This is a genomic window from Verrucomicrobiales bacterium, from assembly GCA_016793885.1.
Classification (GTDB): Bacteria; Verrucomicrobiota; Verrucomicrobiia; order Limisphaerales; family UBA11320; genus UBA11320.
Window position 1 is genome coordinate 38,960 of the sequence record JAEUHE010000197.1, and the last position, 20,218, is coordinate 59,177.

The following is a 20,218-nucleotide window of genomic DNA, read 5'->3' on the forward strand; positions in this document are numbered from 1 at the left end:
CCTTTGCAGTGCCAAGATCACTTAGCGGGGCTGAGGTGCTGCGATGGGTTCGTAGAACGTGTTTCGCTGCACCGGATCGCGGCCGGCCTCGCGGATCGCCTTGATCATGTCGGCCTCCGTTTGCAGCTGGGGCACCTTGGCCCCCGCCATATGGAAGATGTGCTCTTCGACGATGGTCCCGTGCAGATCGTCCGCCCCATAGCTCAGCGCCACCTGGGCGAGCTTCATTCCCAGCCCCACCCAGTAGGCGGTCAGGTGATCGAAGTTATCCAGGTAAATGCGGCTCACGGCAATGGTCCGCAGCGAGTCGAACCCCGTGGGGGGATGTTTGACCGGGATGTCATTGTTATCGGGCTGATAGGCCAGGGGGATGAAGCCCGTGAACCCGTGAGTTTCATCTTGGAGCGCCCGCAGTTGCCGCAGGTGATCGACCCGGTCCTCGAGCGACTCGACGTGGCCGTAGAGCATGGTGCAGGTGCTTCGTCCTCCGAGTTGGTGCCAGGTGCGATGCACGTCGAGATACTCGGCGGCGGACTCCTTGCCTTTGGCGATGGCGGATCGGATCGCGGGACGAAAGATTTCTGCTCCCCCACCGGTCAGGGAATCCAGGCCAGCTTCTTTGAGGCGGATTAGAGTGTCGCGAGTGCTGAGGCGAGCGAGCCAGGCCAGATGGAGGATTTCGATCGCAGTAAAGCACTTGAGCTGCAGCTTGGCGTCCAGCGCTTTGAGTTCGCGCAACATGCAGAGGTAGTAATCGAAGGGCAGGGAGGGATGGAGCCCTCCCACGATATGGAGTTCGGTAATGCCAATCGACAGCGCTTCGCGGGCTTTTTGGACGATCTGCTCCACACTCAGCTCGAAGCCGTCGGCGTCCCGCTTCTTTTTGGAGAACGCACAGAACTGGCAACTGAGAATGCAATAGTTGGAGTAATTGATGTATCGGTTGAGGATATAACTGGCCTGATTGCCTACTTTCCGTTGGCGGACCAGATCCGCAATGGAGCCCAGCGCATTGAGGTCAGTGGTACGGAAGAGCTGCAGGGCGTCGCCGTCGGTAATCCGCTCGCCGGCGGCCACTCGATCATAAATGGGGCCCAGATCGCTGCGTTGGATCAGTAAGTTCATCGTCGCACTCGGAAAAAGTCAGTAAAGACCACCTCGGCCACGGTCACCGCCAGGAAGACCGCGCTGATGACCGCATTGAGTTTGAAGAAGGCTGTATTCACCCAGTTCAGGCTCCGTCGGCGGGCCAGCCAGTGCTCCATCAGCAGGCAGAGCAGGATGACCCCCATGCCTACGAAGTAGGGCAGACGGAAGCGCACGAACAGTCCGAACGCGGCCAGGAGGATCCACATGATCATGTGTGCCAGGAAGGCTCCCATGAGGGCGTTTTTCGGGCCCCAGGCCACCACCAAAGAATTGAGGTGGTTCTTGCGGTCGAAATCGTAGTCTTGGATGGCGTAAATGATGTCGAATCCAATGAGCCAGAACACGACGGCTACCGCCAGGTAGATGGGCTGCCAGGAGAAGGACCCCGTGACCGCGACCCAGGCCCCCACGGGCGCGAGTGCCAACGCGATACCCAAGAACACATGGGTGTAGCTGGTAAACCGTTTCGTGAGGGAGTAGAAGCAGACCACAAACAAAGCCACGGGGGAGAGGTAAAGGCAGAGTGAGTTAATCAGGGCGGAGACCCACACGAACCCCGCCGCGCTTAGGATCCAGAGCGTCCAGGCGCTGACCAGTGAGATCTCTCCCGCTGGAAGGTGACGTCGAGCAGTGCGTGGGTTGAGAGCATCATACTTCCGATCCACGATTCGGTTGAACGTCATGGCGCAGGTTCGGGCCAGGAACATGGCGGCGACGATCAGCGCGAACAACCTCCAGCCGGGCCACCCGCGATTTTCGCGGGCGGCGATAGCCATAGAGGCGAGGGCAAACGGAAGCGCGAAAACAGTGTGGCTGATCTTGACGAATTCAGCCCAACGACGGAGGTGCGACCAAAGACTCATAGGGTGCGTTACCTTGGGCCTTTATTCTTCCTCCTGCCAGCGCGGCACGAGGGTTTGGGAGATTCCCAGATGATCCAGGACGCGCGCCACGACCGTGTCGGCAACATCCGCCAAGGTCTTGGGCAGGGAATAGAACGACGGGTTGGCTGGGATCAGGATGGCTCCGGCGAGCAAGAGGAGTTCGAAGTTTTTCACATGGATCAGACTGATGGGAGTCTCGCGAGGAACGAGGATGACCTTCTTGCGTTCCTTGAGCATGACATCGGCGGCACGTAGGAGCAGATCGGAGCTGATTCCATGGGCGATCCGTCCGAGGGTTCCCATGCTGCAGGGAATCACCACCATCGCATCGAAGGCATTGGAGCCGCTGGCGAATGGGGCATTCATGGTTCGGAGACTGTGCTGAGTCGTGCCGGGACGTAACTTCAGTCCCTCCGGTAACTCGGTATGAATGACCTGCTGGGCATAAGAACTGAGGATCAGATGCACTTCATGCTCGGCTGGATCCAGTTGGTCCAAAAGCCGTTGTGCGTACAGTGATCCGCTCGCGCCGGTAATGGCGATCAAGATTCTCATTGCTGGGTATACCCGATCATCGTCGTCAGGCGCTTAATATGGCGAACACTCGGGTGGGGGGCAAGGGGGACGTGGGGTGCGGCAACAGGGGGGAGAGGTGGATAACTTTTTCAACATCCCCCAAAACTAGGGCATCCCAGGCGCGCTTTCTATCGCTTATCCCTAATACCTGGGATTGTGAATCGGGAGGACGCGAGGAGGATAGGAGTCCTATGGAGAATTTCCCACGTGGAAGCAGAGGAGTTGGTTGCTGGCGGAGACGTTTAGCTCGGCCGCTCTCCTTGGTCTGTCTCGTTTTCTCCACCGGCGCGTCTCCAGTATCGGAGGTCGCGTATCTGCTCGACGCGGATGGGCAGCGAGTAGGCCGGAGAGAGGTGAGAGTGGATCCCAGCAGCGGAGCATCGATCACCAACACTTCCCGAATACTGATTGGAGCCAATCCAACAACCGGCGTGGCGCAGCGCTGGGCTGAACTCACGGACGGAGACCTGCACCTGCTTTTGTGGGGGCGAAAGCCGATTGCTCATTTAAACTGGCCCTCCTCTGGGGCAATGACGACGGATTACCTGATCGGGGATGCCTTGTCGTCGGTGCGCTCAACGTTGAGCAGCCCCGCGCCCGGCTGGAGCGATACGGCCCCTTTCGACGCGTTTGGCAATCGTATCACAGCTACCATCACTGACTCGTCACCAGAGCGACCTGGGTATGGGGGGGAGTTCTTCGATGTTGCCACCGGTCTCTACGATTTGAGAGCTCGGGCCTATGATCCGCATTCCGGCCGCTTCACGTCGCAGGATCCTTTCGAGGGGGAGCCCTCCACGCCCGTCAGCCGACATCGATATCTGTACGCGCACGGCGATCCCATCAACCATCTTGATCCCTCGGGCTTGGTCGTCATGCACGCTGCCCGAGACCTGGATGGAATGCCTTGGGGGACTCATCAATTCTTGATTTTGGTTCCGGACCATCCGGAGGACTTCGTGGGCGCCGGATCGGGTGCGGCTTTGTTGCGGGAGATGGGTATCGCTTTCCGATGGATCGGTGGAAAATGGGCGGTCACCGCCGGGGGGCATAGTGTCGGGGGAAGGCTTACGGTCCAATGGTTGGAGCGTGCTGATGAGTTGGCAGCGGTCGAACTCCTGGACCGCACTCGTTCGGTGCCCCTTTATCGGAGTGATTTTGATGTGGAAGCGCATGATATCTCTCCTCCGGCTGGGCTGGGCGACACCGAGTTTATTCTTCGGTTGTTGAAGGCGATGCAGCACTACCGAAGCCATCAAGCGGTGGCACCGATTGAGTATCCGCCGTTTGGCGGGGGGCTCAGCCCCTGGTCGCGGCGTCAATGGAACAGCAATTCGTGGGTCTCCTCGCTGTTGGAGGCGGTGGGGGGGCATCCATGGCCGAACTTCTCCGGATACGATCCACTGCGTCGGAATCGCATTCCTAATCACTACTTTCAGTCCGATCCGGCGGCGCAACATCCCGCGGCGCGAGAGAACTGGCTAGCTCCGTTGACTCCCGGCCTTCCGTTCTCCCCGCTGCCTTTCCCATGAATTCGACCCCTCGCCTGCACCTCCTGCGCCTGTTGATTCGGTCGGTAGCCGTCGTGGTGAGCATCGGCCTGTGTTTCGGCATCGGATTGATCCTCTGTCAGCAGCTTTGGGGAGGATGGCGCATCACGCGGACGGGTGAGGCTTACGGGTTTCGGATTGGGATGTCCAAACGGGAGTTGTTCCAGCGCTATCGGGAGTTGGGTGAGTCCACCCATTTGCGTTCCTTCGATGGCGAGGGTCAGGTCACTTACCTTTCTGTGGATGGCAGAGGACAGTGGCAGATGAGCCCGTCCTTTATGTCCGGAGATCGCTGGATGGGATATCGAGCACGGTATCCGGTGTGGTTTCAGGAGTTTGAGTTTGAGGATGGACGGTTGGTCCAGATCGGGACCTACATTCGATTCTATGAAACGCCCTAGCAGCCTGTCGGACTTGTCCCGCCCGGACGTGAGTCCGGCTTTGAACCTCATTTGTGCTCAAGAATGACGTAGGAAGCGTCGCGACAGGCTAAGTCCGACGGCCTGCTAGCGGCGAGCGCCGTCGGCGCGATGGCACGTCACTATCCGATAGTAGGAGCCGTCGTGAGAAGGGTCCGATCCCTTCAGGACTCTTAATCCGTGTGTTCTGTGTGTTCCGTGGACAAAACTCTTCCTTGGAGGTTGTCGCGGCCTTCCTTTGTGAAAGGCTGAGCTGTTCCTTCGAACCTGTTATCCTCGAGTTGGTTCCGTTGTTTTCTGGGTGGGGCTTGCGAGATTGGCTGAATTTCATCTGGCGCAGAATAATCCCTATTGATCAGAGCCGGGTCTGATCCTCAAAATGCCCAAGTGATTGCATTCCTGCGGCAAGCGGGCGAGTTAACCGTCGCGGGGTGCGATCCGGATCATCCATGCATTTAATTGTCATTGAGGGCGGGAACGCTCTGTCTGAGTTCCGGGCCCAAGCTTTGTTGCCTTCGCTCCAAGCCGTTCATTCCGGGGTAGCCGGTATTCACGCACGATTTGTGCATTGCGTGCTTAGCGCAACACCGCTCGAGGGCGAGGAGTTGGCCAGGCTAAAGCGACTCCTGAATTACGGGGATCCCTATCAAGGAGCCAGCGAAGGGCAATTGATGGTGATTTCTCCGCGAGTGGGCACGGTTTCTCCTTGGGCTTCCAAGGCCACGGACATTGCCCACAATTGCGGACTGGCTCTCAAGCGAGTCGAACGGGTGACGGAGTATCGGCTCACTCTCAGGCCCGGAGCGTCACCGTTGACCGTGGCTGAGCTTCAGCGCGCTGCGGCGTTGCTCCATGACCGGATGACGGAGAGCGTGCTCAACCGTCGCGAGGATGTGTCGCTGCTTTTCCAGGATCGGCAGGGAGTTCCGATGGAGCACGTCGATGTCCTCGGGCGAGGCCGACTGGCATTGGAGGAGGCTAATCGAAGTTTTGGCCTCGCGCTGAGCGAGGACGAAATTGACTATCTTGTGCAGTCCTTCCGCGGGCTGAAGCGGAATCCCACGGACGTCGAACTGACGATGTTTGCGCAGGCCAATAGCGAGCATTGTCGGCACAAGATCTTCAACGCCCAGTTTGTCATCGATGGCGTGCTGCAGGATCGCTCGATGTTCCAGATGATTCGTCATACGCATGAAGTCACCCCCGGCTATACCATCATCGCTTACAAGGACAATGCGTCGGTGATGGAAGGCGGGGAGGTGGAGCGCTGGCTGCCGCAACTGCATCAGGGAGCGCTCCAATACCAGGCGCAGCGCGAGCTGGTGCACAACCTGATGAAGGTGGAGACGCACAATCATCCCACGGCTATTTCCCCGTTTCCGGGTGCAGCGACTGGGGCTGGGGGTGAGATTCGGGACGAAGGGGCCACCGGACGTGGGTCGCGTCCCAAGGCTGGACTGACTGGCTTTACGGTCTCCAACCTGAACCTGCCGGGGACTCAGGAGCCCTGGGAGGCGAGCCCTTACGGGAAGCCGGAGCACATTGCCAGCCCCCTCCAGATCATGATCGACGGGCCATTGGGTGGAGCGGCGTTTAACAACGAATTTGGCCGGCCGAATTTGGCGGGTTATTTTCGAGTGTATGAGCAGACGGTAGATGGCCAGCGTCGCGGCTACCACAAGCCGATCATGATAGCCGGCGGAGTGGGGACCATCTCGGCGAGCCAGACCCAGAAGGTGGAATTTCCCGTCGGGACCCTGCTCGTGCAGCTGGGTGGTCCCGGCATGCGGATTGGCATGGGAGGCGGGGCGGCCAGTTCTATGGCGGCGGGGGCGAACGCGGCGGAGCTGGATTTTGATTCGGTCCAACGCGGAAATCCCGAGATTCAACGTCGGGCGCAGGAAGTGATTGGCCAGTGCGCGGCGCTGGGGAAACTCAATCCGATCCTCGCCATCCATGATGTCGGGGCGGGGGGCATCTCGAACGCGTTTCCGGAGCTGGTTGATGGAGCCGGTCTGGGCGCGCGGTTTGATCTAAGCAAGGTGCCTTTGGAGGAGAGCGGTCTGGCCCCGAAGGAGATTTGGTGCAACGAGAGCCAGGAGCGTTACGTGCTCGCCGTCTCTCCCGAGCAGCTGCAGGTGTTTCGGCAACTGTGCGAGCGGGAACGATGCCCGTTCTCAGTGGTCGGAGTGACGACCGCCGCGAAGGATCTGGTGTTGGAGAATGGGGCGGGTGGAGAGCGATCGATCGACATGCCGATGGAGATCTTGCTCGGCAAGCCTCCCAAGATGACTCGCGACGTGAAGCGATTGAAGCGAACTCTCCCCGTTTTGGATCTTTCCAAAATCCCTTTGAGTCGGATTGCCTGGGATGTCCTGCGGCATCCCACGGTGGCGAGTAAGCGGTTCCTCATTACCATTGGCGATCGGACGGTTGGCGGGCTGAGTTGCCGCGATCAGATGGTGGGACCCTGGCAGGTGCCGGTGGCGGATTGCGCGGTCACCCTGGCGGACTATGACGGCTTTCGAGGCGAAGCGATGAGCATGGGTGAGAGAACCCCGCTGGCGGTGCTAGATGCTCCTGCCTCGGGCCGGATGGCGGTGGGGGAATCGATCACCAACTTGCTGGCCGCTCCCCTCGAACTCGGCCGCGTCAAGCTGAGCTGCAACTGGATGGCTGCCTGCGGGGAGAACGGCGAGGACGCGGCGCTTTATGACACCGTGAAGGCGGTAGGCATGGAGCTGTGTCCTGCATTGGGGATTAGTGTGCCGGTCGGCAAGGACAGTCTGTCGATGCGCACCCGTTGGAGTGCTGAGGGCGTCGGAAAGCAGGTGGTCGCTCCCGTGAGCTTGATCGTGTCGGCCTTCGTGACGCTGGCGGACGTGCGAGGCGTCCTGACCCCTCAGCTGAAATCGGGAACTGGCACCCGCCTCGTGCTGGTGGATTTAGGGAACGGCAGGAATCGACTGGGGGGATCCATCCTGGCTCAAGCCAGTGGGCAGTTTGGGGACCAGGTGCCTGACCTGGACCGCCCGGCCCAACTCAAGTCCTTGGTCGACGCCGTGAATGCGTTGCGGAACGAGGGAAGGATCCTAGCCTATCATGATCGTAGCGATGGCGGGTTATGGGCGGCGGTGTGTGAAATGGCTTTTGCTGGAAACTGTGGGTTTCAGTTGATCCTGGATTCTCTCCTTTCGAGCTCCACTGCGGCTCAATCTTTCGATGTCCAGGATGTGCTGGCCGCCCTCTTCAATGAAGAGTTGGGGGTTGTTCTCCAGGTGGAGACAACGGCACTGGAGGATGTTATCCGTAGCCTGGGCCAGCATGGTCTGGGAGAGTGCACTCATCTGGTGGGCACGCCGGGTTTGTCGGAGCGTGCGGAGGTGTGCGTCCAGGGGAAAGTGGTGTTCGCGGCCGAGTTGCGCGAGTTGCATCAAGCCTGGGATGAAGTGAGCTGGCGGATTTCGCGGCTGCGGGACAATCCGACGGGTGCCGATTCCGAGCATCAGTCGAAGGGGGTGGCGAAGGATCCTGGTTTGACGGTGCACTTGACCTTCGATCCCGCTGAGGACGTGGCTGCACCTTATGTGAAGTCCACTCGTCCGAAGGTCGCCATCCTGCGCGAGCAAGGGGTGAATAGCCAGGTCGAGATGAGTTATGCCATGGCGAAGGCGGGGTTTGACACGTTTGATGTGCACATGACGGATCTTCAGTCAGGCCGAGTTCGCCTGGAGGCATTTCGAGGGTTTGTCGCCTGTGGCGGCTTCACGTATGGCGACACGTTGGGCGCCGGAGAAGGTTGGGCGCGGTCGATCATGTTCAATGCGGTGCTGGCAGATCAGTTCAAGGCGTTCTTCGGTCGGTCCGACACCTTCGCTCTGGGAGTTTGCAACGGGTGCCAGATGATGGCGGCGCTCTCCCCGATGATTCCGGGGGCGGAGCATTGGCCCAAGTTCACCCGCAATCGAAGCGAGCAATTTGAAGCCCGGCTCAGCCAGGTTGAGGTCATGGACAGCCCTTCGATCTTCTTCCAGGGCATGGCCGGGAGCAGGATCCCGATCGCGGTATCGCACGGGGAGGGGTATGCAGATTTCTCGCAACGCGGAGATCCGACCCGGGTGCAGCGCGCACTGCGGTTTGTGGACCATTTTGGGAATCCGACAGAGCAGTATCCCTTGAATCCGAACGGCAGCCCTGGCGGTTTAACCTCAGTGACCACGGTCGATGGCCGGTTCACGGTCCTGATGCCACATCCGGAGCGAGTCTTTCGAAACATCCAGATGAGTTGGACGAACGGTGATTTGTCGGCTGACAGCCCGTGGATGCGCCTCTTCCGAAACGCCAGGAAGTGGGTCGGCTAGCGTGGTGGCTCACACTAGCTGGCCGCCGGATCCTTGCGCTTGAACAGCTCGCGAATGACATCCTCGATGGGGACCTCCTGGATGTCGATGTCGGTGACAGGAACTTCCTCCAGCAAGGCTTTGCATGCCGAGATCACGCGGTCACGTTTCACCTTGAGTCGAATCGTGCTCAGTGTTTTCTCCACCACCTCCCCCTGGCGTGCCAGGGTTTCGCTGGCTACCTGGTCGGCGCTGGGGCACTGGATCGTGATGAGTTTGAAATCGGCAAACCGGTCCACGATTTCAGCCAGTTGGCCGTCGAAGAAAATCACTCCGTGGTCGATGATGATCACCCGGCGGCACAGCTCCTGGATATCGGCCATGTAGTGGCTGGTGAGAATGATGGTGGTCTTGCGCTCCTGATTGTGATGGCGGAGGAACTCGCGGACGGTCTTTTGAGAAACCACGTCGAGTCCGATGGTGGGTTCGTCCAAGAAGAGCACCTTCGGTTGGTGGAGCAGGGCGGCGATGAGTTCCATCTTCATGCGCTCACCGAGCGACAGCTCTCGGACCATGACGTCCAGCTTGTCGCGCACGTCCAGCAGGGCGGTAAGCTCGTCGATGGTGCGTTGCGCCTGCGCAGGGGCGATACCGTAGATTCGGGCGTTGAGATCGAGCGATTCCCGAGCCGGCAGGTCCCACCACAGTTGATTCTTCTGGCCCAGCAGGAGGGAGAACTGGCGGCGGTATCCGTCGGCGCGCTCCCAGGGGCGGAATCCCAGCACGGAGGCTTCGCCGGCGGATGGGTGCAGAAGACCGGCCAGCATCTTGAGGGTTGTGGTTTTTCCGGCCCCATTCGGGCCGAGGAAGCCGACTAGTTCCCCTTCTGCGATGGTAAAGTTGATGCTGTCGACCGCCACGGTTTGCTCGTATTCCCGATGAAACAAACCTCGAATGGCTCCCTTGAATCCGGGAGCCTTCTTGTAGGTCCGAAAGGCCTTGGTCAGGCCTTCGGCCCGGATGACTGGGACTGGATCAGCCGAGGCTTTCACAACGCCGCATCAGCTTCTGTTGAGCTCGTGAACGGGCGAGCCTGGTTTGATAACTCAGGTCAAGTGTCAGGTCGTGGTGGCCGAGGTTGGCGCGGGCTGCGTGTGACGCGTCGGGGCGGCGGCTACGTGACGGGTGTTCACCCGCATGAGCTGATTTTCGATATAGCCCACGGCCTGGCGGACATTGGGTTCCACCGACATGCGATCGCGCACCTGACGCACGGCGTGGAGCACGGTTCCGTGGTCGCGTCCGCCGAAAGCCTCGCCAATGGTATTCAGCGAGCTGTCGGTGAGCTGGCGGGCCAGATACATGGCCACTTGCCGAGGAAACGCGATGTTTCCGGGGCGACGTTTGCCGGTCAGGTCGGAGACCCGGATATCGTAGTGATCCGCCACCGTTTTTTGGATCATCTCGATAGTGATCGAGGATCGGTTTTCCTCGTGGAGAATGTCGCGCAGGAGCTCTTCCACCACCGCGGTCGTGACCGGCTTGCGGGTCAGCGAGAAGTAGGAGGAGACCCGGATGAAGGCGCCTTCGAGACGTCGGATGTTGGAGCGCACTCGTTCGGCGATGAACTGTACGATTTCGGGGGGCAACTCGGTGCCCATGAGTTTTTCCTTTTTCCGCAGAATCGCCATGCGGGTCTCGACATCGGGCGGCTGCATGTCGGTGACCAGACCCCATTCGAAACGGGAGACAAGACGTTGTTCAAGGCCCTGAATCTCATTGGCAGGGCGGTCGCAGGTCAGAACGATTTGGTGATGCTCTTCGTGCAGCGCATTGAAGGTGTGGAAGAACTCTTCTTGGATGCGCTCCTTGCCGGAGAGGAACTGAATGTCGTCGATCAGCAGGACCTCGCATTTACGGTAGCGACGGCGGAAACGAACCAGCTGGCCGTTTTGAATGGCATCGATGAACTCGTTGGTGAAGCGCTCCGCGGAGACGTAGGTGACCTTGGCGCCCTTTTTGCGATCGGCCACGTGCAAGCCGATGGCGTGGAGCAGATGGGTTTTTCCCAAACCAACGCCACCGTAGAGGAACAAAGGATTGTACGTCTTGCCGGGCGCTTGAGCGACGGCCATCGCGGCAGCATGCGCGAACGTGTTATTGTCTCCCACGACGAAGTTCTCGAACGTGTTCCGCGGATTGAAGCTGTTTTCGACCGGGGACGCGCCCTCCTTAATCGATGGAGCGGGTGCGGCGGCGGGTTCCCGCTTCTCGGCGGCGGCGGCTTTGTTAGCGACGGTTCCTTTAAGATCCGCGTTTGAGGCGCGGAACTGGATGGCGACCTGGGAGCCTGATGCCTGGCCCAGCGCATCCCGCAGCAAGCCCGCGTAGTTGTCCTTCAACCATACCTCGCAGAAATCATTGGGCACCTCCAGCAGGATGGTACCTTTCTCCAGGGAGATGGCCTTGATGGGGCCAAACCACAGATTATAGATGTCCTGATTGAGTAAAGAACGGAGCGTTTGTTGAGCGGCACTCCAGAGCTGTTCGGCGACGTTTTCCATGTTCCCCAATTCCAAAATCCTAAAGACGGTTGCTCAAATCTTATTCACTGGCACCGACACAGCGCCAGCCGACGTGGGAATTCTCCGAGCCAGAGGCAGCCGAGGGATCCAAACAAACTCGATGAATCTCCCGTAAATCGAGGCTGTTTCTTGAATGAGGATCTCGGACTGCATTGATAATCAGCTGTTTAAGTTGCTTTTCTGAGCGGCACGTTCCGTCGACGAAAACGATCTGCACAACAGTTGGATCAAGTGACGCGGAGCGGTTGTAGTGGATGAAAACCGGAGTGACTAGGACAATGTTTTAGGAGTTTTTCACCAGTTATTCACAACCCCAAAAAGCCCCAAAAAACGCTGATTTTTGAGCGGTTTTAGAAAAGTGCGTTTGAGATTTTTTTCTGCTGGACACATTGCTGAAAAATGCTCCGCGGTGAAGCTTTGGAAAAATCTGCGTGTCACGTCCGATTTCAGCCAGCGAATCGTCATGTCGGAGGGGGAGTCTGACCACGGGAATGGCAACCACGGATCGCGAGATTCGGCGTGGGAAGTCCACCGGGGCGGCTTCGATGGAGGCTTTCGCCGCGGCTTGTCCAGTCTCGCGGCGGCGGCTCTAACTCCTCGGGGAGGCGTTGGCGCGTTTGGTTCCTGGGGCCATGCGGAAGGGATTCTCAGAAGGGAGTCGATCGAAGGTGTCCTGAGATTCCAGGCTTTGGCCGGCGCCGACAGCGGAGAAGAGTTCAACCCGTGCGGGTGGCAGGTTGAGCCACACTACCGAGGAAGAGCGGCGTCTAAACTGTCCAAACACGTTGCCGCTGCCGTGGCGCAGGTTATACGTGTATTGGACCAGGTGGGATCCGTGAGAGAGGATCTTGAGGAATTGGCTGGTGATTTTGGCCACCTGATCGGCCGGCAGCGAGCGCAGCGGGAGGCTGGAAACGACGTGCGTGATGGATCGCAGGTCAATATCCTGTCTGTGGAGCGTATCGACCAGGTCACACGCATCGCCTTCGATAATGCGAACCTTCTCGAAACGCTGCCTCAGGAGATTGACCATGGAACTGGAGCGCTCCACGGCAATGAGGCGGTCAGCGGGCACGCAGTCGCGCAGGAGCGCGGCGGTGATGGCTCCGGTGCCGGCGCCAATCTCCAGAATGTAATTGCCGCGAGTATGACCTACCATGCGGGCCACACGGCGAGCCAGCCCGGGGGAGCTAGGGCACGCCGCCCCGATAGGTCGCGGGTTTGATACCAGCTCCTGACCGAAAACGGTCAATGCCTTAAGCCAGGGGAGTCCCATTTTCGATCATGCTTCGACGGCACTTTGCCATAACATTCCCGCGGAGTGAATACATTTGGCGTGTGAGTGTCCATCGCAATTGTTGGCAGTCCAAGCCTCGTTGATTCGCTGAAGTTGGTTGCGTTGATCCCAGTTTAATAGCAGAAGCCCCTGGAGCAAGCCAACTTCTCTTTGTTGAATTTTTCCGGTTCCCCCCCGACGCATCTTGGCGTTAAATGGTTCCAGACGCTTGAAACGTGCTCAAATGAAACCGTCCGACCGGTCGTTGCGAAGCCTCGATGTCCGTTTTTGGGGGGTCCGCGGCTCCATTCCTGTTCCCGGCAAAAGCACCACACGCTTTGGTGGAAACACGTCCTGTGTGGAGATTCGGTATGGATCTCAGTTGTTGGTTCTGGATGCGGGGACTGGGATTCGGGCTTTAGGGGCGGCGTTGCTGTCGGAGTATGGGTCGGCGCCGATGGAGCTTGATGTTCTGCTGAGCCACCTGCATTGGGATCACATTCAGGGCTTTCCCTTCTTCCAGCCGCTGTATGAGCCGGGAAACCGGATTCGCGTGTTTGGCCCCGCCGTCGGACGAATGTCGCTCCGCGCGGCGTTCCATCGTCAAATGCAGTCTCCTTGGTTTCCGGTGGATTTGCGTCGACTGCCGAGCTGTCCCACCTTTTGTGAGGCGGAGTCGCGGTCCTTCAAGATTGGCGCCTTCCAAGTCACTCCGATACGGGTGAACCACCCCGATGGATGCCTGGGTTATCGGTTGTCCGCGCCCGGCGCCTCGGTGGCGTACCTTCCCGATTGTGAGCTTTCCAAGCGGCTGCCCCGCCAACCGCGTCCTGTACTTTTGGACCGGGATTTGAAGTCGTTTGTGCGCGGCGTGGATTTGCTGATTCTGGACTCCCAGTACGACATCAGCGAGTATCCTCGGCATGCGGGGTGGGGGCATGGGTGTTTGGAGGACATGGTGGCCTTGGCCTGTCGAGCCCGGGTCAAGCAGCTGCAACTGTTTCACCACGATCCGGACCATGGCGACCGCATCATCGCGCAGCGGCTGCGGCGAGCCCGGGAGATCGCTCGGTCGTTGGGGTCTTCCTTGCACGTAGAGGCGGCCCGTGAAGGGGCAACAGTCGTGCTCCGAGCCGCGTGTTAGCCTTCGGCTTTCCTTTCCGATAGGTTCCGCTTGCCAGCCGAGAACATACCCGGTCAAGATGGGCCATGGCAGCACGGAAAACTTCCGCCATTGACGATCAGTTTTATCAGCCGGCCGAGGCCTTCTTTGGGGCGCATCGCAACGTGGGATTGACCTACGACGATGTGACCTTGGCGACCCTCTACTCCGAGGTTCTCCCTCGTGACACGCAGCTTGATACCGCCCTCAGTGAGTCCTTGCGACTGAATGTGCCGATCGTTTCGGCGGACATGGACACGGTCACCGAGTCACGGATGGCGATCGCGATGGCGCTAAACGGCGCCTTGGGCCTTCTCCACTACAACATGCCGGAGCGGGATCAGCTCTCGGAGGTCAGCCGCGTCAAGAACCACGTTCACGGCTTGATCCAGGAGCCGATCAAGGTCTCTCCCGATCAGCTGATTGGTGAGGTGTTGGACATGATCGAGAAGCGAAAGTTCGCTTTCGGCACGTTTCCCGTGGTGGACGAGAGCGGGAAGCTGTTGGGACTGTTGCCCGGGCATGTGGTCAAACCCCGTTATGCCAAGCGCAAGGTCGGCGAGGCGCTGACGGAGCGGAGCCAGATCCATACGATCAACAAAAAGGAGTTGGGCAACGACCCGATCGCGCGCGCTGATCGTTTCTTCAGCGACCATCCGGGGATTCACAAGCTATTGGTGGTGGACAATGCGGATCATCTGCATGGCTTGTTCACGATGAGCGACATCGAGCGGATCACCCAGGAAAAGAAGGCTCAGTTTAAGCCAGCCCGCGACAGCCAATTTCGGCTGGTTTGCGGCGCGGCCGTTTCGGCGACCCGGAATGCTTTCGGTGAATTGGACCGCGAACGCATCCTTCGTCATGTCGAGGGGTTGGTGGAGCGGGGTGTCGATGTGGTGGCGGTCTCGACCGCTCATGGTTTCAGCAAAGGCGTCGGCGATACTGTCCGGATGATCCGGGAGGCTTTCCCGAAGCTGCCGATCATCGCGGGGAATGTGACGAGTGCCTCGGGAGTAGAGTTTCTGGCGGATGCGGGGGCCAACTGTATTAAAGTGGGACAAGGTCCTGGATCCATCTGCACCACCCGCATTGTTGCGGGAGTGGGGATTCCTCAGCTGACGGCGCTCTATGTGTGCTCGCAGGCGGCGCAGAAGAAGCGCGTGACGATTTTGGCCGACGGCGGGATCACCAAGTCGGGGGATATCGTCAAGGCTTTGACTTTGGCCAATGGGGTGCTCTGCGGCGGACTGTTTGCCGGGTGTCCGGAGGCACCGGGTCAGATTCTTGAAATTGGGAACAAGCTGTATAAGCAGTATCGGGGGATGGGCAGCCTGGCTGCCATGAGCGCGGGATCGGCGGCCCGGTATGGGCATTCCAAAGACAATACCCGCAAGGTGGCGGCCGAAGGCGTCGAGGCGTTGAAAGAAGTCTCGGCTTCCGTGGACACCATCCTGACCCAGTTGATCGGCGGGATCCAATCCGGCATGGGCTATCTGGGCGCGGCCGATCTGACGCAGCTGCGATCCAAGGCCCGATACATCCGTGTCAGCCCTGCTGGACAGAGAGAAGCCTCGCCGCACGATGTGGTGGAAGTAAAGACGGGAGGCTGACGACTTCCTTTGTTACCTCCTGGCGATTTCTGCCGTCAATAAGGGTGTAGGTTCGCTATGAAGAATCAGCACACTCAGTCGGCCGGGATGGGCTTCTCAACTGCGGAATGTCTCGATCGGAGACACTTTCTCCAACGCACCGCCATGGGCTTCGGTTTTCTGGGGTTGGCTGGCTTGTTGGCATCCGAACAGGAGGGTAGGGCCGCTGGTAGTCCTGAGCCACCTGCGGGCAGCCGCTTGGCGGCCAAGGCGAAGCGAGTCATTCATATCTTCGCCCAAGGGGCTCCTTCCCAGATGGACACTTGGGATCCCAAGCCCGAGCTGGCGAAGCACGAGGATGAAACATTGCCGGGCATGAACGGGGTGGCCATGCCTTCGCCGTTTCGTTTTCGCAAGCATGGACGGTCTGGCATTGAGGTGAGCGACGTGTTTTCCCAGCTGGCTGAGCATGTGGACAAGCTGGCGATCATCCGTTCGATGCACACGGACATCCCCGCTCACGATGTGGCCACCTTGATGATGAACACCGGGTCGCTGCGCATGATCAAGCCCAGCATCGGCTCCTGGGTGCTGTACGGTTTGGGCAGTGAGAATCAGAACATGCCGGGGTACATTGCCCTGCGGCCGGGGGGGCTTCCGCCCGGGGGCGTGCAGAACTGGGGCTCCGCCTTCCTGCCGGGAAATTTTCAAGCGACCAGCATTAATACCAAGGCCGAGAGCGTGGAGGGGATGCTCCAGAACATTCGCAATCCGTATTTGACTCAGGCCCAGCAGCGTCGTCAGTTGGACTTGGTCCAAAAGCTCAATCACTCGTCGCGGTCTCAGTCGCAGGTTCGTCCGGATCCGCAGCTCGATGCCCGGATCGCGGCTTTTGAGATGGCCTATCGCATGCAGATGGAGGCTTCGGATGCGTTCGATATCGGGAAGGAGAGCGCTGAGACGCGAGCGCTGTACGGAAACTCGACGCAAGGACGCCAGTTGCTGATCGCTCGGCGCTTGGTCGAGCGTGGGGTGAGGTTTGTGCAGGTATGGGCGGGTGGATGGGACCATCACGACGATCTCGAAACCAAGCTTCCTCAATCGGCTCGGGAAATCGACCAGCCGGCGGCCGCTCTGCTGACCGACCTGGCTCAGCGCGGGTTGTTGGACAGCACTTTGGTGCTGTGGGGCGGTGAGTTTGGACGCACCGCGACTCGGGACCGCAACGGGGGAGATGATCCCGGACGCGATCATAACAACAAGGCGTTCAGCGTTTGGCTGGCGGGCGGAGGGGTCAAGGGCGGGGTGGTTCATGGTGCCACCGATGAATTTGGCGCGAAAGCCGTTCAGGATCCGGTTCACATTCACGACTTGCATGCCACGTTTCTTCATCTTCTCGGAATGAACCATGAGAAGCTCACCTATCGCTACAACGGCCGAGACTTTCGGCTGACGGACAACTACGGCAAGCTGGTGCAGTCCATTCTCAGCTAACTTTAAGGGGGGGACTTGCTCCTCCAGAACTGACGACTATGAAGAAGTTGCGTGAAGTGAGCGGATGGCGCCTGGGGTTGCTGGGTTTGGCGGTGGCTGCCGGGTTGGTGCGGCCGATGGGTGGGGCTACGCCGGGGGCTGCTGATTGGGCTTTCTTTGAGGCGCAGGTTCGACCGCTTCTGGAGCGTCGTTGCTATTCGTGTCACAGCACCGCTCAAGGCAAGGTCAAAGCAGGGTTGGAGTTGGATTGGAAGGGCGGATGGGAGAAAGGGGGCGACTCCGGCCCGGCGTTGGTTCCCGGCGAGCCTGACAAGAGCCTGTTGATCAAAGCAGTTCGGTATGCCGATCCGGACCTCCAGATGCCGCCCAAGGGAGAGAGGCTTTCTTCGGCTGAGGTGGCGACGCTGGTGTCCTGGGTGCAGCGGGGCGCGCCAGACTCGCGAACCGAGCGATCGAGCGGTCATGATCCCAAAGCCCATTGGGCCTTCAAGCCGGTGCGGGAGCCGGCTATACCATCCGTCAAGGAACCGGGTTGGATCGCCACTCCAGTGGATGCCTTCATCCTGTCCAAACTGGAAGAGGTCGGGCTTTCGCACGCTCCGGAAGCGGATCGGTCTACACTAATCCGGCGTCTATACTTTGATCTCATCGGTCTGCCTCCGAGTCCGGAGGAAGTGGATGCCTTCGTCCAGGATACTTCACCGAAGGCGTGGGAAGACCTGGTCGATCGCTTGTTGGCTTCGCCGCACTATGGGGAGAGGTGGGGGCGTCATTGGTTGGATGTGGCTCGGTATTCCGACACGAAGGGACAATTCCGTCGGCAGCGCGAGAGCTCGTTGTATCCTTATGCCTGGACCTATCGCGATTATGTCATCAAGGCTTTCAATGACGACAAGCCGTACGATCGATTTATTCTCGAACAGCTGGCGGGCGACAAGTTCCCGGTGAACAAGGGCAACCACGCCTTGGCGGCCATGGGTTTTCTGACGGTGGGAGAGCATTACAATGGCAACGAAAACGACATCATCAATGACCGAATCGATGTCGTTACGAAGGGGTTTCTGGGGCTGACTGTTTCCTGTGCGCGATGCCATGATCATCGGTTCGATCCCATCCCCCAGGCCGACTACTATTCTCTGCACGGGATCTTTGCCAGTTCGGTTCAACCTGTTTCGTCCCCCTTGCTCAGCGGCTCCCAAACGAACACCCCGGCGTATGCCGATTACCTCAAGGAGCGGTCGGAACTCGAGCTGCGCATGGAGAATGTGTCCACGGGACTGGTCTCAGCGGCGTTTGGGGATTATCGGCATCATGCCGGAGTTTATCTGTTCGCCACCACCTTGCCGGTGAGGGAGCAGGCTCCCTATCTCACCAAGAACGGGGCTGATCCGGAGCTGCTCAAGAACTGGCAGCAGCTCATCCGGGTGGGGACGCGGCGCGAGGGCGGGGTGTTCCGGCTCTGGCAGGTCCTGCAGCGGGTGCCGCCGGCCCGCTTGCCGGAGCAATCGCGGCGGCTGTTGTCCAATTTAGGCCAGGATGAACGCACCCGCGGCTTGCCCACAGCGGTAGTTGAGGTGTTTCGCGGACAATCGCCCAAATCGATTGCCGAGGTTGCCTCCTTGTATGGCTTTGTTTTCGCCAAGGCGGATCCGGTTTGGCAGAGCCGTCTGAACGGTCTGCTCACCGACGTGGCCCTGCTGGTGGTTCCCAACCGGCAACGCGCTCGTTATGTGGGATTGCGTGAGCAGTACGATCGCCTGGAGCTCACCCATGCAGGCGCGCCGGCCCGAGCCATGCCGATGCTTGAAGGTCAGAATCCCAAGGATTCTCCGATCTTCCTCCGTGGCGAAGTGGGCAACAAGGGTGAGGTGGTTCCACGGCGGTTCTTGGAGATACTCTCGGGGCCGACTCGGCCCTCCTTCAAGGAAGGCAGCGGGCGTCTGCCGCTGGCTCAGGCCATCGCCAGTCCGAACAATCCATTGACGGCTCGGGTGATGGTCAATCGGGTGTGGCTTCATCACTTTGGAGAGGGCTTCGTGACCACTCCGGACGATTTTGGCAATCAGTCGAATCCGCCGAGCCATCCAGAACTGCTGGATTGGCTTGCTGCTCGGTTCATGAAGCAGGGATGGTCGATTAAGCAGTTGCATCGCCAGATCGTACTGTCGAGCACCTATCGACAGAGCAGTGATGTTTCCTTGCAGCAGGCGCTGAAGGATCCGGCCAATCGGTGGCTTTCGCATGCGAACCTTCGTCGGCTCGAGTATGAGCCGCTTCGGGACGCCATTCTGCAGGTGAGCGGCAAGCTCGACCTTTCGGTGGGTGGAAAGCCGGTGGATCTCAGCGAGGGAACTCATCAATCGAGCCGTCGGGGTGCGGCTGCGGCCCAGCGGTTAGGTTTGGGTATTCAGCTATCCACGGCGCCGCGTCGCAGCATCTACGGATTCATCGATCGCGTGGATTTGCTCGAGGTGCTCAACACGTTCGATTTTGCCAATCCGTCCATCTGCAGCGGCAAGCGGTATGAGACCGCCGTGCCGCAGCAGGCCTTGTTCCTCATGAACAGCCCGTTGGTGGTGGAACACGCTCGGGACATTATTCAGCGCCCTGATTTCGTGAGTCTGGCCGACGATGATGGGAGGATCCGGTTCCTTTACCGTCTGTTGTTCCAGCGCCTGCCCAGTGCCGAAGAGGTGGCCACGGGCAAAGCGTTCTTGGATCACTGGGTGCCGGGCACCGAAGGCGCAGCGACTCCGGTCGCCGGGCAGTTTAAGAAGCGCTTGCGAGAACGACTCTCGGAAGCCAAGCCTCAACCGAAGGCGCTGCCCAAGTGGGCGGAATACACCCACGCCCTGCTGATGACGACCGATATGTCCTTTGTGAGGTGATGGCCAGTGCGTGTACGCTTGGGATTGGGTTACAGTGAAGGAAAGGCGGTGTCGTGCCCTCATCTTTACCTTCAAAAATGCGGATTAGACAAGCTGTAGGAGATCCTCACTTCTTCGCATGAGTTCCTGAGGCCGAAGCCGAGAACCCTCAGGGTTCAAAGAGTTTGGCCGGGTTGTGGAGCGCAGCGACACCCCCGGTCTGTCGTACCCCTATTCAACAGCACCCTGAAAGGCGTGTCACCCGTCGGCGAACGCAATGCCGAACTGATTAGGTTCCTTGAGTCGGGTGATGCAAATCTCCGAAGC

14 protein-coding genes and 1 pseudogene are annotated in these 20,218 nt (G+C 59.4%); 8 read left to right on the forward strand and 7 right to left on the reverse strand.

The annotated features are described in order from the left end of the window. Positions 1–21: 21 nt before the first annotated feature. From mqnE to JNN07_22560, 3 genes are read right to left on the reverse strand one after another with little or no spacing between them, the layout of a single operon-like run. Positions 22–1,125 carry an aminofutalosine synthase MqnE gene (gene mqnE, locus JNN07_22550; GenBank protein MBL9170533.1) on the reverse strand — a complete coding sequence of 368 codons (1,104 nt, stop codon included), beginning with the start codon at positions 1,123–1,125 and terminating at the stop codon, positions 22–24. Continuing rightward, positions 1,122–2,012: a 4-hydroxybenzoate octaprenyltransferase gene (locus tag JNN07_22555; protein ID MBL9170534.1), complete on the reverse strand. Its 891-nt coding sequence runs from the start codon at positions 2,010–2,012 to the stop codon at positions 1,122–1,124. The genes mqnE and JNN07_22555 overlap by 4 nt, the downstream gene beginning before the upstream one ends. Before the next feature lie 21 nt (positions 2,013–2,033). Continuing rightward, complete coding sequence (locus tag JNN07_22560; protein MBL9170535.1) at positions 2,034–2,588, reverse strand: UbiX family flavin prenyltransferase; 555 nt, start codon at positions 2,586–2,588, stop codon at positions 2,034–2,036. Between the two features lie 281 nt (positions 2,589–2,869). On the opposite strand from JNN07_22560, the gene JNN07_22565 reads away from it, so the two are divergent. The 3 genes from JNN07_22565 (at position 2,870) to purL (ending at position 8,939) form a co-directional block, all read left to right on the forward strand. Beyond that, entirely contained in the window at positions 2,870–4,141 is a 1,272-nt protein-coding gene (locus JNN07_22565; protein MBL9170536.1) for a hypothetical protein, read from the forward strand. Next, positions 4,138–4,560, forward strand: a complete 423-nt coding sequence (locus tag JNN07_22570) for a hypothetical protein (GenBank protein MBL9170537.1) — start codon at positions 4,138–4,140, stop codon at positions 4,558–4,560. The genes JNN07_22565 and JNN07_22570 overlap by 4 nt, the downstream gene beginning before the upstream one ends. Before the next feature lie 467 nt (positions 4,561–5,027). Further along, positions 5,028–8,939 (forward strand): phosphoribosylformylglycinamidine synthase, encoded by a 3,912-nt coding sequence (gene purL / locus JNN07_22575; protein MBL9170538.1) that lies wholly within the window; start codon positions 5,028–5,030, stop codon positions 8,937–8,939. Between the two features lie 14 nt (positions 8,940–8,953). On the opposite strand, the gene JNN07_22580 is transcribed toward purL, so the two are convergent. The 4 genes from JNN07_22580 to JNN07_22595 all read right to left on the reverse strand — a co-directional run bounded on the left by JNN07_22580 (position 8,954) and on the right by JNN07_22595 (position 12,779). Beyond that, the gene (locus tag JNN07_22580; GenBank protein ID MBL9170539.1) at positions 8,954–9,970 is read right to left on the reverse strand and encodes an ABC transporter ATP-binding protein; all 1,017 of its coding nucleotides are present in this window, start codon (positions 9,968–9,970) and stop codon (positions 8,954–8,956) included. A gap of 66 nt (positions 9,971–10,036) precedes the next feature. Next, positions 10,037–11,482, reverse strand: coding sequence for a chromosomal replication initiator protein DnaA (gene dnaA / locus JNN07_22585; GenBank protein MBL9170540.1), 1,446 nt, complete (start codon positions 11,480–11,482; stop codon positions 10,037–10,039). 315 nt (positions 11,483–11,797) lie between these two features. Beyond that, positions 11,798–11,968: a hypothetical protein gene (locus tag JNN07_22590; GenBank protein MBL9170541.1), complete on the reverse strand. Its 171-nt coding sequence runs from the start codon at positions 11,966–11,968 to the stop codon at positions 11,798–11,800. Between the two features lie 124 nt (positions 11,969–12,092). Beyond that, on the reverse strand, positions 12,093–12,779 hold the full coding sequence (locus JNN07_22595; GenBank protein MBL9170542.1) for a methyltransferase domain-containing protein: 687 nt from the start codon (positions 12,777–12,779) through the stop codon (positions 12,093–12,095). Positions 12,780–13,023: 244 nt separating this feature from the next. On the opposite strand from JNN07_22595, the gene JNN07_22600 reads away from it, so the two are divergent. The 5 genes and pseudogenes from JNN07_22600 to JNN07_22620 all read left to right on the forward strand — a co-directional run bounded on the left by JNN07_22600 (position 13,024) and on the right by JNN07_22620 (position 19,912). After that, entirely contained in the window at positions 13,024–13,923 is a 900-nt protein-coding gene (locus tag JNN07_22600; protein MBL9170543.1) for an MBL fold metallo-hydrolase, read from the forward strand. 65 nt (positions 13,924–13,988) lie between these two features. Next, positions 13,989–15,551 carry an IMP dehydrogenase gene (locus JNN07_22605; GenBank protein MBL9170544.1) on the forward strand — a complete coding sequence of 521 codons (1,563 nt, stop codon included), beginning with the start codon at positions 13,989–13,991 and terminating at the stop codon, positions 15,549–15,551. 144 nt (positions 15,552–15,695) lie between these two features. Then, positions 15,696–17,024 carry a DUF1501 domain-containing protein gene (locus JNN07_22610; GenBank protein ID MBL9170545.1) on the forward strand — a complete coding sequence of 443 codons (1,329 nt, stop codon included), beginning with the start codon at positions 15,696–15,698 and terminating at the stop codon, positions 17,022–17,024. 116 nt (positions 17,025–17,140) lie between these two features. Further along, positions 17,141–18,271 (forward strand): annotated as a pseudogene (locus tag JNN07_22615) (DUF1549 domain-containing protein). A 9-nt stretch (positions 18,272–18,280) separates the two neighbouring features. Continuing rightward, a complete protein-coding gene (locus JNN07_22620; GenBank protein MBL9170546.1) occupies positions 18,281–19,912 on the forward strand; it encodes a DUF1553 domain-containing protein in 1,632 nt (543 codons plus the stop codon). Positions 19,913–20,218: the final 306 nt, after the last annotated feature.

Excerpts from the sequence above, each read along its gene's own strand:
- JNN07_22620 (MBL9170546.1), top strand. The coding sequence starts at position 18,281 with ATGGAGAATGTGTCCACGGGACTGGTCTCAGCGGCGTTTGGGGATTAT.
- JNN07_22590 (MBL9170541.1), bottom strand. The coding sequence starts at position 11,968 with ATGACGATTCGCTGGCTGAAATCGGACGTGACACGCAGATTTTTCCAA.
- JNN07_22600 (MBL9170543.1), top strand. The coding sequence starts at position 13,024 with ATGAAACCGTCCGACCGGTCGTTGCGAAGCCTCGATGTCCGTTTTTGG.
- JNN07_22595 (MBL9170542.1), bottom strand. The coding sequence starts at position 12,779 with ATGGGACTCCCCTGGCTTAAGGCATTGACCGTTTTCGGTCAGGAGCTG.
- JNN07_22560 (MBL9170535.1), bottom strand. The coding sequence starts at position 2,588 with ATGAGAATCTTGATCGCCATTACCGGCGCGAGCGGATCACTGTACGCA.
- JNN07_22605 (MBL9170544.1), top strand. The coding sequence starts at position 13,989 with ATGGCAGCACGGAAAACTTCCGCCATTGACGATCAGTTTTATCAGCCG.
- purL (MBL9170538.1), top strand. The coding sequence starts at position 5,028 with ATGCATTTAATTGTCATTGAGGGCGGGAACGCTCTGTCTGAGTTCCGG.
- mqnE (MBL9170533.1), bottom strand. The coding sequence starts at position 1,125 with ATGAACTTACTGATCCAACGCAGCGATCTGGGCCCCATTTATGATCGA.
- JNN07_22555 (MBL9170534.1), bottom strand. The coding sequence starts at position 2,012 with ATGAGTCTTTGGTCGCACCTCCGTCGTTGGGCTGAATTCGTCAAGATC.
- dnaA (MBL9170540.1), bottom strand. The coding sequence starts at position 11,482 with ATGGAAAACGTCGCCGAACAGCTCTGGAGTGCCGCTCAACAAACGCTC.
- JNN07_22610 (MBL9170545.1), top strand. The coding sequence starts at position 15,696 with ATGGGCTTCGGTTTTCTGGGGTTGGCTGGCTTGTTGGCATCCGAACAG.
- JNN07_22570 (MBL9170537.1), top strand. The coding sequence starts at position 4,138 with ATGAATTCGACCCCTCGCCTGCACCTCCTGCGCCTGTTGATTCGGTCG.